Annotated in this window: 14 protein-coding genes; 4 read left to right on the top strand and 10 right to left on the bottom strand. The window is 67.8% G+C overall.

The genetic code is table 11. The annotated features are described in order from the left end of the window. Nucleotides 1–12: 12 nt before the first annotated feature. Nucleotides 13–528 carry a tyrosine phosphatase family protein gene (locus tag J3367_RS03580; RefSeq protein ID WP_024348672.1) on the top strand — a complete coding sequence of 172 codons (516 nt, stop codon included), beginning with the start codon at nucleotides 13–15 and terminating at the stop codon, nucleotides 526–528. A 16-nt stretch (nucleotides 529–544) separates the two neighbouring features. Here the strand turns inward: J3367_RS03580 and panB are convergent, their stop codons facing one another. Both panB and panC read right to left on the bottom strand, forming a co-directional pair. Next, nucleotides 545–1363, bottom strand: a complete 819-nt coding sequence (gene panB, locus J3367_RS03575; protein WP_421460199.1) for a 3-methyl-2-oxobutanoate hydroxymethyltransferase — start codon at nucleotides 1361–1363, stop codon at nucleotides 545–547. Then, entirely contained in the window at nucleotides 1360–2241 is an 882-nt protein-coding gene (panC, locus tag J3367_RS03570) for a pantoate--beta-alanine ligase (RefSeq protein ID WP_024348673.1), read from the bottom strand. Before panC ends, panB begins: the two co-directional genes overlap by 4 nt. A 192-nt stretch (nucleotides 2242–2433) precedes the next feature. On the opposite strand from panC, the gene J3367_RS03565 reads away from it, so the two are divergent. After that, a complete protein-coding gene (locus J3367_RS03565) occupies nucleotides 2434–3672 on the top strand; it encodes an MFS transporter (RefSeq protein ID WP_024348674.1) in 1239 nt (412 codons plus the stop codon). Nucleotides 3673–3691: 19 nt separating this feature from the next. Here J3367_RS03565 and recO read toward each other — a convergent pair whose 3' ends face one another. The 8 genes from recO to rpoZ form a co-directional block, all read right to left on the bottom strand. Then, a complete protein-coding gene (gene recO / locus J3367_RS03560) occupies nucleotides 3692–4423 on the bottom strand; it encodes a DNA repair protein RecO (protein ID WP_024348675.1) in 732 nt (243 codons plus the stop codon). Between the two features lie 65 nt (nucleotides 4424–4488). Continuing rightward, on the bottom strand, nucleotides 4489–5451 hold the full coding sequence (gene era / locus J3367_RS03555) for a GTPase Era (RefSeq protein WP_024348676.1): 963 nt from the start codon (nucleotides 5449–5451) through the stop codon (nucleotides 4489–4491). Continuing rightward, on the bottom strand, nucleotides 5448–6170 hold the full coding sequence (rnc, locus tag J3367_RS03550) for a ribonuclease III (protein WP_029702499.1): 723 nt from the start codon (nucleotides 6168–6170) through the stop codon (nucleotides 5448–5450). The genes era and rnc overlap by 4 nt, the downstream gene beginning before the upstream one ends. Further along, a complete protein-coding gene (gene lepB / locus J3367_RS03545) occupies nucleotides 6158–6892 on the bottom strand; it encodes a signal peptidase I (protein ID WP_024348678.1) in 735 nt (244 codons plus the stop codon). The genes rnc and lepB overlap by 13 nt, the downstream gene beginning before the upstream one ends. Nucleotides 6893–7033: 141 nt before the next feature. Then, nucleotides 7034–7636, bottom strand: coding sequence for a DUF2062 domain-containing protein (locus J3367_RS03540; protein WP_024348679.1), 603 nt, complete (start codon nucleotides 7634–7636; stop codon nucleotides 7034–7036). Nucleotides 7637–7739: 103 nt separating this feature from the next. Continuing rightward, a complete protein-coding gene (gene pyrE / locus J3367_RS03535) occupies nucleotides 7740–8318 on the bottom strand; it encodes an orotate phosphoribosyltransferase (protein WP_024348680.1) in 579 nt (192 codons plus the stop codon). A gap of 57 nt (nucleotides 8319–8375) precedes the next feature. Beyond that, nucleotides 8376–10592, bottom strand: a complete 2217-nt coding sequence (locus J3367_RS03530; protein ID WP_024348681.1) for a RelA/SpoT family protein — start codon at nucleotides 10590–10592, stop codon at nucleotides 8376–8378. Between the two features lie 111 nt (nucleotides 10593–10703). Further along, nucleotides 10704–11108, bottom strand: coding sequence for a DNA-directed RNA polymerase subunit omega (gene rpoZ, locus J3367_RS03525; protein ID WP_024348682.1), 405 nt, complete (start codon nucleotides 11106–11108; stop codon nucleotides 10704–10706). A 270-nt stretch (nucleotides 11109–11378) separates the two neighbouring features. Here rpoZ and J3367_RS03520 point away from each other — a divergent pair, with 270 nt between their 5' ends. Both J3367_RS03520 and J3367_RS03515 read left to right on the top strand, forming a co-directional pair. Next, a complete protein-coding gene (locus tag J3367_RS03520; RefSeq protein ID WP_009208949.1) occupies nucleotides 11379–11984 on the top strand; it encodes an NYN domain-containing protein in 606 nt (201 codons plus the stop codon). A gap of 46 nt (nucleotides 11985–12030) precedes the next feature. Further along, nucleotides 12031–12702, top strand: a complete 672-nt coding sequence (locus J3367_RS03515) for a uracil-DNA glycosylase (RefSeq protein ID WP_024348683.1) — start codon at nucleotides 12031–12033, stop codon at nucleotides 12700–12702. Nucleotides 12703–12725: the final 23 nt, after the last annotated feature.

Below are 12725 nucleotides of genomic sequence, written 5' to 3'. Positions count from 1 at the left end.
ATATGTGGACCCATGTCCTATCTCGTCGTCTCGTCCCTCGCCGAACTACCCGCCACGGTCGCCAGCCATGGCGCCCAGGATCTGGTCACGCTGATCAACGCCGACACGCGGGTCGACCGGCCGTCCGGCATCGCGCCGGACCGGCATCTGTTCCTCGGCTTCAACGACATCGCCGAGCCGATCGAGGGGCTGACGGCCCCGACCGTCGACCATCTCGACCAGTTGCTGGACTTCGGCACGCGCTGGCGCCGCGACACGCCGCTGGCGGTGCATTGCTGGGCCGGCATCAGCCGCTCCACCGCCGCCGCCTATATCCTGGCGCTGTCGATCAATCCGGATCTTCAGGAAGAGGCGCTGGCGAACGAGCTGCGCAGGCGGGCGCCGTCCGCCACCCCCAATCCGCGCCTCGTCGCCCTCGCCGACGACAAGCTGCAGCGCGGCGGCCGCATGGTTTCCGCCATCCGCGCCATCGGCCGCGGCGAAGACGCCTTTTCGGGCACGCCCTTCATCTTGCCGCTGACGCTCTGATCGACGAGCGGCGGCGTCAGCCCCGCGGCTTGTAGACGTGGTCGGGGCCCGGGAAGCTGCGGCTGCGCACCTCATCGGCATAGTCCGCGATGGCCTGGCTGGCGGCCTCGCCGAGCGCGCCGTAGCGCTTGACGAAGCGCGGCACGCGCGGCGTCAGGCCGAGCATGTCCTCCAGCACCAGGATCTGGCCGTCGCAGGCTGCCGAGGCGCCGATGCCGATGCTGGGCGCCGCGATCTCGGCCGTGATCGTCTCGGCCAGCGGCTCGACGATGCCTTCCAGCACCACGGCGAAGGCGCCGGCGTCACTGACCGCCTTCGCGTCGGCAAGGATGCGGTCGCGCGCGGAGTCGTCATGGCCCTGGCTGCGAAACCCGCCCATGGCGTTCACCGCCTGGGGCGTCAGGCCGACATGGGCCATCACCGGAATGCCGCGCTCGACGAGGAAGGCGATGGTCGGCGCCATGTGCTGGCCGCCTTCCAGCTTGATCGCGCCGCAGCCGGTCTCCGCCATCACCGTCGCCGCCGCGCGAAACGCCTCCTGCGGGCTCGCCTCGTAGCTGCCGAAGGGCATGTCGACGACGATCAGTGCCTTCTCCGTCGCTGAGACCACGGCCCGGCCATGGGCGATCATCAGTTCCAGCGAGGCGCCGAGGGTGGACGCCATGCCGTGCTCGACCATGGCGAGGCTGTCGCCCACCAGGATGAAATCCACATGCGGATCGACCAGAGCCGCCATGGTCGCGTTATAGGCCGTCAGGGCCACGATGGGGGTGGCGCCCTTGCGGCCGGCAATGGCGGGCGCCGTTAGGCGGGTCGTGCGAACCGGCGTGCTCATGCGGCCTGCCCTCCCGTTTCACGCCCTTGCGCTTTCTCTGCGACGCGCTGGTCGATCAGCAGCACGTCGCCGAAGCGGGCGGTCACCAGGATCACCACCGGCCGGTCGTCGATCGCCGTCACCGCATCGAGGTTTGCCGCGTCGCGAATGTCCAGCGAGGCGAGATCGGCGCGCGGCTCGGCGGCGATGATCTCCCGCATGGCCGCCAGCACCGGCTCCGGCTCGGCGGCACCGGCCCGCAGCAGCGCCTCGCCCCGGTCCAGCGCCCGCGCCAGCACCACGGCCGCGTCGCGGTCCTGAGGCGTCAGCCGTACATTGCGCGACGACATGGCGAGACCGTCGGCCTCCCGCACCGTCGGCACGCCGACGATGGCGACCGGCGACGACAGGTCGGCGACCATGCGGCGGATCACGGTGAGCTGCTGGTAGTCCTTCTCGCCGAAATAGGCCCGGTCCGGCTGGACGATGTTGAACAGCTTGGTGACCACCGTCGCGACGCCGCGAAAGTGCCCCGGCCGCGCCGCGCCGATCAGGATCTGGCCGAGCGGCGCGAGATCGACGGATGTCTGCAAGGGTTGCGGATACATTTCCGCCACCGTCGGCGCGAACACCTGGACGCCGGCGAACGCCGCCAGCTGCGCGAGGTCGCGTTCCAGATCGCGCGGATAGGCGTCGAGATCCTCGTTCGGCCCGAACTGGGTCGGGTTCACGAAGATCGTCACCACCACGACGTCGTTCTCGGCGCAGGCCCGCTCTACGAGCTTCAGATGGCCGGCATGGAGATAGCCCATGGTCGGCACCACGCCGACGCTCTCGCCCCGGGCCCGGCATTCCGCCAGCGCCGCCCGCATCGATCCGATCTCGCTATGTACCTGCACGCAGTCCTCCCCACCGTCTGGCCGCGGCTTTTATCGTCTGCGGGGCGCGAGCGAAAGCCGTCGCAACCGGTTGCGGGACCGGACTTGTGGGCGACCGATCAGCGCCGGTGATCGCTGCGATCACGGAAACGCGGTTTCACGGGCGATGCGCCGGGTCTAGTAATGGCAGCGAACCGATGCGGGGATGACGAGATGAGCGCGACGACGACGACCGCGAGCGCCGACCGGACGCCATGGCTGGCGATTGCCGCCGGCTGCCTGATCGCGCTTCTCACCTTCGGGCCGCGCTCGGCGATCGGCTTCTTCCAGATCCCGATGCTCACCGACAATGGCTGGAGCCGCGAGGATTTCGCCATCGCCATCGCCATCCAGAACCTCTTCTGGGGCGCCGGCCAGCCGCTGTTCGGCGCCATCGCCGATCGCTTCGGCACCGCCAAGGTGCTGGTCCTGTCCGGCTTCCTCTATGCCGCGGGCCTGGCCATCACCGCCGTCGCGTCAACGCCGCTCTGGCTGACCATCGGTTCGGGCGTCCTCGTCGGGCTGGGCGTCGCCGCCGGCTCCTTCGGCATCGTGCTCGCGGCCTTCGCGCGGCGGGTCTCGGCCGAGCAGCGCTCCTTCGTCTTCGGCCTCGGCACCGCCGCCGGCTCGGCCGGCATGTTCGTCTTCGCGCCGCTCAGCCAGGGACTGATCGACCGTTTCGGCTGGTCGGATTCGCTTCTGGTCCTGTCGGCGATGATGCTGCTGGTGCCGCTCTTCGCCTTCGCCCTGCGCGGCAACAGCCGCACCACGCGCGGCCATTCCAGCCTGGTGGCGGAGATCGAGCAGACCATGGGTGCGGCGCTGCGCGAGGCTTTCGCGACGAAGAGCTACGTGCTTTTGACCACCGGCTTCTTCGTCTGCGGCTTCCAGGTCGCCTTCATCACCGCCCACTTCCCGGCCTATCTCGCCGACAAGGCCATCGCCCCGGTCTGGGCGGTCACGGCGCTGGCGCTGATCGGCTTCTTCAACATCATCGGCTCGATCGCCTCGGGCCTCATCGGCCAGCGCTATTCCAAGCCGCATTTCCTGGCGCTGATCTATGTCGGCCGGTCGATCGCGGTGACGATCTTCCTGCTGACGCCGATCACGCCGCTGACGGTGGTGGTCTTCGCCGTGGTCATGGGCCTGTTGTGGCTGTCCACCGTGCCGCCGACCAACGCCCTCGTCGCGATCATGTTCGGCACACGCTATCTCGGGCTCCTGGGCGGCCTCGTCTTCCTGTCCCACCAGATCGGCTCGTTCCTCGGCGTCTGGCTGGGCGGCTATCTCTATGCCGTCGCCGGCTCCTACGATCCGGTGTGGTGGCTCGGCGTCGGGCTGGGTCTCGTCGCGGCGCTGGTCCACTGGCCGATCCAAGAGGCGCCGGTGGTGCGGGCGCCGGTTCCGGCCTGAGCCAGCCTTCCAACTGCGACTAGGCAGCGATTCCGATCTTGCGCAGCGCCGACAGGAAGCCGGCGCGCGCATCCGGCACGTCGATCCCGCGCGGCTCGTAGACATGGCGGCCAAGGAAATAGCCGGTCAGGCGGTACCCCGCCGCCAGCGATTCCGCATCGCTGGCCGTGGCGGCATCGGCGAGGAAGGCGGGCAATGTCAGCAGCTTGTCGTGCCACGGCGCGCCGGCGTCGCGGCTGACCGCCCGGCCGGTGCGCGGCGAAACATAGGCGAGATCGTCACGCTGGCCGGTGGCGGCGCAGCGCTCCAGGTCGAGGCCGAAGCCCAGCTCCTCCAGGAGCGCGATCTCGAAGCGCAGCATCAGTTCGGCGACGAGTTCGGGCCGGTCGAGATGATCGACGATGATCTGCAGCCCGTCATAGAGCCGCGCATGGGGATCGCGCTCGGCCAGAAGCCGCAGATGCGCCGCGACGAGTTGCACGCCGTTCAACCCGACGCCGGATTCCATCAGCCGGGCGGCGCGCAGTTCCAGCGGTTCCAGAACGAAGGCGCCCATATGCTCGTCGAGCCGGGCGCGCCAGTGGACGGCGACGGAATTGCCCGGCTGCAGCACCGGCTGCTGCTTGCGCGAGCGCCCGCCCCGCACGAGGCCGAGATGCCGGCCCCGCGCACGCGTCATCACCTCGGCGACGACACTGGTCTCGCCGAGGCGCCGCACGCCGAGCACGATCGCTTCCTCACGCCATTCCATGTCACATCAGCGCCGCAGCGCACTTCGGACCGGTCCGCCGCGACGGCAGGAGCGGCCGCAGGCGGTCAGCTGGAATAGTCCAGCCCCATCTCGCGATAGCGCTCGGGATCGTCGCCCCAATTGCCGCGCACCTTCACGAACAGGAACAGATGCACCTTCTGGTCGGCCGCTTCGGTGATCTCCTTGCGGGCCGCCGAACCGATCGCCTTGATGGTCTCGCCATTGTGGCCGATCACGATGCGTTTCTGGCTGTCCCGCTCGACATAGATGGTCTGCTCGATCCGCACCGAACCGTCCTGGCGCGTCTCCCACAGCTCGGTCTCGACATGCGAGCTGTAGGGCAGCTCCTGGTGCAGGCGCAGATACAGCTTCTCGCGGGTGATCTCGGCGGCGAGCTGGCGCAGCGGCAGGTCGGTGATCTGGTCTTCGGGGTAGTACCAGGGCCCTTCCGGCAACGCCTTGGCCAGATAGTCCATCAGGTCGCCGCAGCCCGAGCCGTTCAGCGCCGAGATCATGAAAATCTCGTCGAAGGCGACGCCGCGCTCGGTGATCTGCTGGGTCAGGCCGAGCAGCCGGTCGCGGCGCATCTGGTCGACCTTGTTGAGCAGCAGGACCTTGGGCTGCTTCACATCCTTGAGGCGTTCGAGAATGGTCTCGACCTCCTCGTTGATGCCGCGGTCGGCGTCGATGATCGCCAGCACGATGTCGGCGTCGCGGGCGCCGCTCCATGCGGTGCGCACCATCGCCCGGTCGAGCCGGCGCTTCGGCGCGAAGACGCCCGGCGTGTCGACGAAAACGATCTGCGTGCGATCGCGCATGGCGATGCCGCGCACGAGGGCCCGGGTGGTCTGCACCTTGTGGGTGACGATCGACACCTTGGTGCCGACGAGCTGGTTGACCAGCGTCGACTTGCCGGCGTTGGGGGCGCCCAGCAGCGCCACGAAGCCCGAGCGCGTCGGTCCTTCTGCGGCAGGCGCGGCGCTCGCCTCGGTCGTCTCGTTGCCGGTCGTGTTGTCGTCTTCGGTCAATTGTCGTCCTTCCAGACGGATTCGCGAATGAGCACCGCCGTGGCGGCCTCCTGTTCGGCAATGCGGCGGGACCGGCCCTGCCCGTCCGCGGGAGCAACGTCCGGGATCGAGACCCGCACGGTGAACAGTGGATCATGGTCGGGGCCGGAGCGCTCGACGATCTCGTATTGCGGCGTCACGGGCCCGCGCGTATGCGCCCATTCCTGCAGCGCCGTCTTGGCATCGCGGCGTGCGGCGACACTCTTGCCAAGCCGCCCGCCCCAGTAACGCACGATGAAGTCGCGCGCCGTATCGAGCCCCTCACCCAGATAGATAGCCGCGATCAGCGATTCCACCAGATCGGCGCGAATGCTCTTGGTGCGATCGCTCTTCAGCTTCTTCAGGTCGCCGCCATGGCGGACGAACTCGTAGAGGCCCAGCTCGTCGGCGATCTCGGCGCAGGTATCGGCGCTGACCAGCGAATTCAGCCGCAGCGACAGCTCGCCCTCGTCGGCACCGGGAAACATGTCGAACAGCTTTTCGGCGACGACCAGGCCGAGCACCCGGTCGCCGAGAAACTCCAGCCGCTCGTAGCTGCGTTCGCCCTCGCCCTTGCCGCCCTTGCTGGAGCGCAGGCTCGAATGCGTCAGCGCCCGCTCGAACCGCGCCTTTTCATGGAACGTGATGCCGATCCGGCGTTCGAGCTCCTCGAGCGGCTTGTCCGCCTTCAGCCGAGCCATGTCAGGATGCGGCCCGGCCGCAGGTCGGTCGGCCATTTCCAGATTTCCAGCGGGGACACGTCGCCCTCCACCGAGAAGAAGATCACCTGGGCCTTGCCGACGAGGTTCTCGAACGGCACGTAGCCGACGTCGAAGCGGCTATCGAGCGAGTTGTCGCGATTGTCGCCCATCATGAAGTAATGCCCCTCGGGCACCACGAATTCGCGGGTGTTGTCGCCAGCCGAATTCGGGCTGAGATCGAGCGTCATGTAGCTGACGCCGTTCGGCAGCGTCTCGCGGAAGCGCGGCACCGGCGTGCCGTCCTCGGCGACGAAGTCCTCGACCTTCTCGCGTTCGACCGGTTTGCCGTTGATCGACAGGACGCCGTCGACCACCTGGATGCGGTCGCCCGGCAGGCCGACCAGCCGCTTGATGTAGTCGACGTCTTCCTCGCGCGGCTTGCGGAACACCACCACGTCGCCGCGATCGGGCTGCGAGGCCATGACCCGGCCGTCGAACAGCGGCGGCGACAGCGGCATCGAATATTGCGAGAAGCCGTAGCTCCATTTCGACACGAAGAGATAGTCGCCCACGAGCAGCGTCGGCATCATCGAACCCGACGGAATCGAGAACGGCTGGAACAGGAACGTGCGGATGACGAGGGCGAGCAGGAGCGCCTGCACGATCACCTTGAGGGTCTCGCCGATCCCCCCGGATTCCCTACGTTCGGCCTTCTCGACCATGCTTCGCCTTTCGTCGCCCCATCGCAGCGCGGCAAAGCCGCCCGCGCCTTCTACCGGCTCGCTCCGACAGGAGCAATCCGCTCTGCGTCAAACTTCGCGCCGCCCAAACGCGCGCCCCGTCGCCCTCGTCGCGGCGGCCTGTCAGGCCGCCCGTCCGGCGTCGCCACCCGCGGCATCCGGGTCGCGCAGACCGCGCGGCGGCCGTCCGGCGATGATCTGTCGGGCGCGGCGCCGCTGGAAGCTGCGCGCCGTGAAGAACACCAGCGCGTAGCTGGCCAGCCCGGCGATCAGGCCCAGCGGCAGGCAGCCGACCAGCATCGGCTTCACCACCGGATCCCAGATGGCGATGAAATCCATGTGGCCGAGGGCCGTACCCAGCCCTTCGGGCGATTTCTCGTGCACCGGCGGCGCATGCAGCATGAACTGGCCGGTTTCGTAGGTGATGCCCCAGATCAGCGGGAAGGTCAGCGGATTGCCGGCCGCCGTGCCCAGCGCCGCGGCTGCCATGTTGCCGGCGATGACATAGGCGATGGCGAAGGCCAGCAGGAAGTGGAAGCCGATGAAGGGCGTGAACGAGGAGGCGACACCTGCCGCCACCCCGGCCGCGATGGCATGCGGCGTCGCGTTCAGCCGCAGCACCCGCTTGCGCAGATAGCGGAAGGAGCGGCGGAACGAGCGGCGCGGCCACAGGATCGTGCGGATCCGCGCTGCTAGATTCTCCGGCTGGCGCCGCCTGAACAACATTCCGGTCGCATTCCCCAATCCGCGTCAGATCGCGGCGATCAGTCTTGCCTGCGCCCGGTGCGGAAAGGCCGCACTGTCGCTGGCGATGGTCCCGCCCGGTCGGCTACAGGTTGCGGCTACCCGGCTTGACCGGCGGAATTGCGGCCAGTTCCGGCGGCAGGGCGTCGGCCGGATAGGCCGGCACCTCGTATTCGGCCAGCGCGATCAGCGGCACGCCGACATCGACCTTGCCGGCCGAGCGGTCGATGATGCAGGCCGCCGCCAGCACCTCGGCGCCCAGCCCGCGCAGGCATTTCACGGTCTCGCGGATCGACAGGCCCGTGGTGACGATGTCCTCGACGATGACCACGCGGTCGCCGGGAGAGATCTCGAATCTCCGCAGCCGGAACACGCCGTTCTCGCGCTCTACCCAGATCGCCGGCGCGCCGAGATGGCGGGAGGTCTCATAGGCCGGGATGAGCCCGCCGATGGCCGGGCCGACGACATAGTCCGGCGCCGGCGACACCTCTTCCCGAATACGCTCGGCCAGCGCCTTGCACAGCCGCTCGGTCAGATGCGGATGCATGAACACCCGGGCCTTCTGCAGGAAGACCGGACTGCGCAGCCCCGAGGTCAGGATGAAGTGGCCTTCCAGATAGGCGCCGGCCTCGCGGAATATCGCGAGCACTTCCTCACTGGTCATGAACGGGTCTCCTCGGCTGCTGTTGCAGCGGTTCGATACGCTGGCTGGCCGTCAGGCTCAACCGTTGACCCGCACGACTTCCGAGACGCAGGGCTTGGCGCGGAGCTGACGCAGGGTCTGGGTCAGGTGCTGGACGTCCCAGACTTCCAGCTCCAACACCATCTTGGTGAAGTCCGGCGCCGTGTTGACCATCGTCAGATTGTGGATGTTGGCGTCGTTGGCGGCGACCGTCTCGGCGATCTCGGCCAGCGAGCCCGGCTCGTTGATCGCCGAGATCATGATGCGGGCCGGAAAGCGCTCGTTCATCGCCTCGTCGATGTCCCAGCGCACGTCGATCCAGCGGTCCGGCTCGTCGTCGAAGGCGATCAGCGCCGGCGACTGGATCGGATAGATGGTGATCCCCTTGCCCGGCTCGATGATGCCGACGATGCGGTCGCCCGGCACCGCGCCGTCCGGGCCGAAGCTCACCGGCATGTCGTCGCCGGCGCCGCGGATGGGGATCGCCTTGCCGCCCTTCTTCGACTTCTTGGAGCGGCCGGGCACCCGGAAGATCATGCCGGCGGCGGTGCGTAGGTTGACCCAGCCGTCCTCTTCCCGGTGCGGTGACTTGCGGGTGACGCGGCTGTCCTGGAAATCCGGATAGGCCGCCCGCACGACGTCCGCCGAGTTCAGCTCGCCGCGGCCCACCGCCGCCAGCGCGTCCTCGACCTCGCGCTGGCCGAGCTTGGCCAGAAGCGGCTTCAGCGCGTCGCGCGAGAAGGTCTTGCCCGAGCGGGCGAAGGTGCGTTCGAGGATCTGCTGGCCAAGGCCGGAATATTGCCGGCGGATGGCGGCGCGGTTGGCCCGGCGGATCGCCGAGCGCGCCTTGCCGGTGACCGCCAGGTTCTCCCAGGCCTGGGGCGGCGTCGCGCCCTTGGCCCGGATGATCTCGACCTCGTCGCCATTCGACAATTCGGTGACCACCGGCATGATCCGGCCGTCGATCTTGGCGCCGACGCAGCTGTCGCCGACATCGGTATGCACCGCATAGGCGAAATCGATGGGCGTCGCGCCGCGCGGCAGCGCGATCAGCCGGCCCTTCGGCGTGAAGCAGAAGACCTGGTCCTGGAAGAGCTCGAGCTTGGTGTGCTCCAGGAACTCCTCGGGATTGTCGCCCTCGGCCAGAAGCTCGATGGTGCGCCGCAGCCAGCCATAGGCGTTGGAATCCTTGGAGAGGTGGACGCGCTGGTCGCCGTCGCCCTCCATGTCCTTGTAGAGCGTGTGGGCGGCGACGCCGTATTCGGCGACCTCGTGCATCCGGCGGGTGCGGATCTGCAGTTCGACGCGCTGGCGCGACGGACCGACGATGGTGGTGTGGATCGAGCGGTAGTCGTTCTGCTTCGGGGTCGAGATGTAGTCCTTGAACCGGCCCGGCACCATCGCCCAGCTGCGGTGGACGATGCCCAGCGTGCGGTAGCACTCCTCCTCGGTCTCCACGATCACCCGGAAGCCGAAGATGTCGGAGAGCTGCTCCAGCGACAGCGCCTTGCGCTGCATCTTGGAGAACACCGAATAGGGTTTCTTCTGCCGGCCGCTGACCGTGGCGACGATGCCGTTCTCGCGCAGGCGGTCGGTCAGGTCCGTCTCGATGCTGGCGATCCGCGACGCATGGCGCTGGTTCAGCTCTTCGAGGCGCGCCGAGATCGTCTCGTAGGCTTCCAGATTGACATGCCGGAACGCCAGGTCCTCGAGCTCCTCGCGCATGTCGTGCATGCCCATGCGCCCGGCCAGCGGCGCATAGATGTCCATGGTCTCCTGCGAGATGCGGGCCCGCTTTTCCGGCGCCATGTGGCCGAGGGTGCGCATGTTGTGCAGGCGGTCGGCCAGCTTGACCAGGAGGACCCGGATGTCGTCGGCGATGGCCAGGAGCAGCTTGCGCAGGTTCTCCGCCTGCGCCGCCTTCTTGGAGACGAGGTCGAGGCGCTTGAGCTTGGTCAGGCCCTCGACGAGCTGGCCGATCTTGGGGCCGAAATGCTGGTCGATCTCCTTGCGGGTGGCGTCGGTGTCCTCGATCGTGTCGTGCAGCAGCGCGACGGCGACGGTCGCCTCGTCGAGATGCATGTCGGTGAGGATCGCCGCGACCTCCAGCGGATGCGAGAAATACGGATCGCCGCTCGCACGCTTCTGCGCGCCATGCTTCTGCATGGCGTAGACATAGGCTCGGTTGAGGAGCGCTTCATCGAGATCGGGCTTGTAGGCCGCCACCTTCTCGACGAGTTCATATTGCCGCATCATGGGATTGGGGATCGGGTCCGCAAAGAGAAAGGGGCGCGCCGTCAACGACGGCACGCCCCTCAATATAAGACTGTGAGGCCGCCGACCGAAAGTGCCGGCATTCCCAAAAGCTTAATAATCGTCGGTCTTTTCCGGCGGGACCAGGCCCTCGATGCCGGAGAGGAGCTCTTCCTCGGACATCCGGTCGAAGGAAACCGGCTCGTCGTCGCCGGCCTCGGCGGTGGCCGCGATGCTGCGGGTCTCGGCCGGGGCCGAGGCGGGCTGCGGTGCCGGCTCCGGCTCGTCGACCTCGACATGCTTCTGCAGCGAGTGGATCAGGTCTTCCTTGAGATCGCCGGGCGACAGGGTCTCGTCGGCGATCTCGCGCAGCGCGACCACCGGGTTCTTGTCGTTGTCGCGATCGATGGTGATCGGCTGACCCTGGGAGATCTGCCGGGCGCGATGGCTGGCGAGCAGGACCAGCTCGAACCGATTGTCGACCTTATCGACGCAATCTTCTACGGTGACGCGGGCCATGCCTGTCTCCTGAGTATCTGAAATTCGAAGAGATGAACGCGTCGCATATACCGTTTGTGGGCGTACGGCAAGGGTCGGACGCTGCGCTATCCCCTGCCCTCGTTGACAGCGCCGCGGCGGCCAGAATAAGCGAAGCGCAACTGACCGGCTGTCGCCGACCGGCGACGGCGCCGGCCTGAAACGGCCGGCCCGCAGACCCTCGTGCCGCCTGCGCTCATCCTGTCGAGCCTGCGGATGCGTGCCCTCCCTCATGCGAGAAAGCAGCCATCCATGTTCGATCAACGCGAAAAGATCGCTCTCTTCATCGACGGGGCCAATCTCTATGCCGCCTCGCGCGGGCTGGGCTTCGACATCGACTACAAGAAGATGCTGCGCAGCTTCGAGGCCCGCGGCTATCTCCTGCGCGCCTATTATTACACCGCCCTCGTCGAGGACAACGAATACTCCTCGATCCGGCCGCTGATCGACTGGCTGGACTACAATGGCTACCGCGTCGTCACCAAGCCGGCCCGGGAGTTCACCGATGCGAGCGGCCGGCGCCGGATCAAGGGCAACATGGACATCGAGCTCGCCGTCGACGCGATGGAGCTGGTCGACACCGTCGACCATTTCGTCCTGTTCTCTGGCGACGGCGACTTCCGCTCGCTGGTCGCGGCCCTGCAGCGCAAGGGGCGCAAGGTGTCGGTCGTCTCCACCCTGACCAGTTCGCCGCCGATGATCTCCGACGACCTGCGGCGCCAGGCCGACCATTTCATCGAGTTGGCGAACCTGAAGGCCGAGATCGGCCGCGACCCGGCCGAGCGAGAGGCGCGGATCGCCCGCCGCATCGAGGCCGAGGAAGCCGCCGCGGCCGTCGAAGAGGACGACGACTATTGAGCGCCACCATCGCGCCGCGCCGTCCGTCGACGCTCCGGATCGAAAAATGAGTTCAACGCCCGCGCCCGAAAACCTGCCGGCGGAGCCCTCCCGCGATTGCCCGCTCTGCCCGCGGCTCGTCGCATTCCGCGAGGAATGGCGGGCAAAGGAGCCCGACTGGCACAATGCCCCGGTACCGACCCTGCTACCGCCCAAGGGGGCTGGCGCGGTGCGGCTGCTGATCGCCGGTCTGGCGCCGGGGCTGCGCGGTGCCAATCGCACCGGCCGGCCATTCACCGGCGACTATGCCGGCGACCTGCTCTACGCGACGCTGGCGCGCTACGGCTTTGCCAATGACCGCTTCGCCGCCCGCACCGATGACGGGCTCGAACTGATCGACACGGCGATCGTCAACGCCGTGCGTTGCGTGCCGCCCCAGAACAAGCCCGTGGGTGCCGAGATCAACACCTGCCGGCAGTTCTTCTCCGGTCGGATGGCGACCTTCCCCAAGCTCGCGGCGGTCGTGACCTTGGGCCGCATCGCCCATGACTCGACGGTCCGCGCGCTGGGCGAACGCCCCTCGGCGGCCCCCTTCGGGCACAATGCCCATCACATGGTCGGCGGCATAGCGGTGTTCTCGAGCTATCACTGCTCGCGCTACAACACGAATACCGGCCGGCTGACCGAAGCGATGTTTCACGACGTGTTCGAGAATGCGGCGGCGTTCCTGAAGCGCTGAACGTCAGCGCCAGTGCGCCATGA

This window comes from Aurantimonas sp. NFXS3, from assembly GCF_049132005.1.
Taxonomy (GTDB): Bacteria; Pseudomonadota; Alphaproteobacteria; order Rhizobiales; family Rhizobiaceae; genus Aurantimonas; species Aurantimonas coralicida.
The sequence above is the reverse complement of the archived record's forward strand: the minus strand, read 5'-3'. Positions and strand labels throughout refer to the sequence as shown.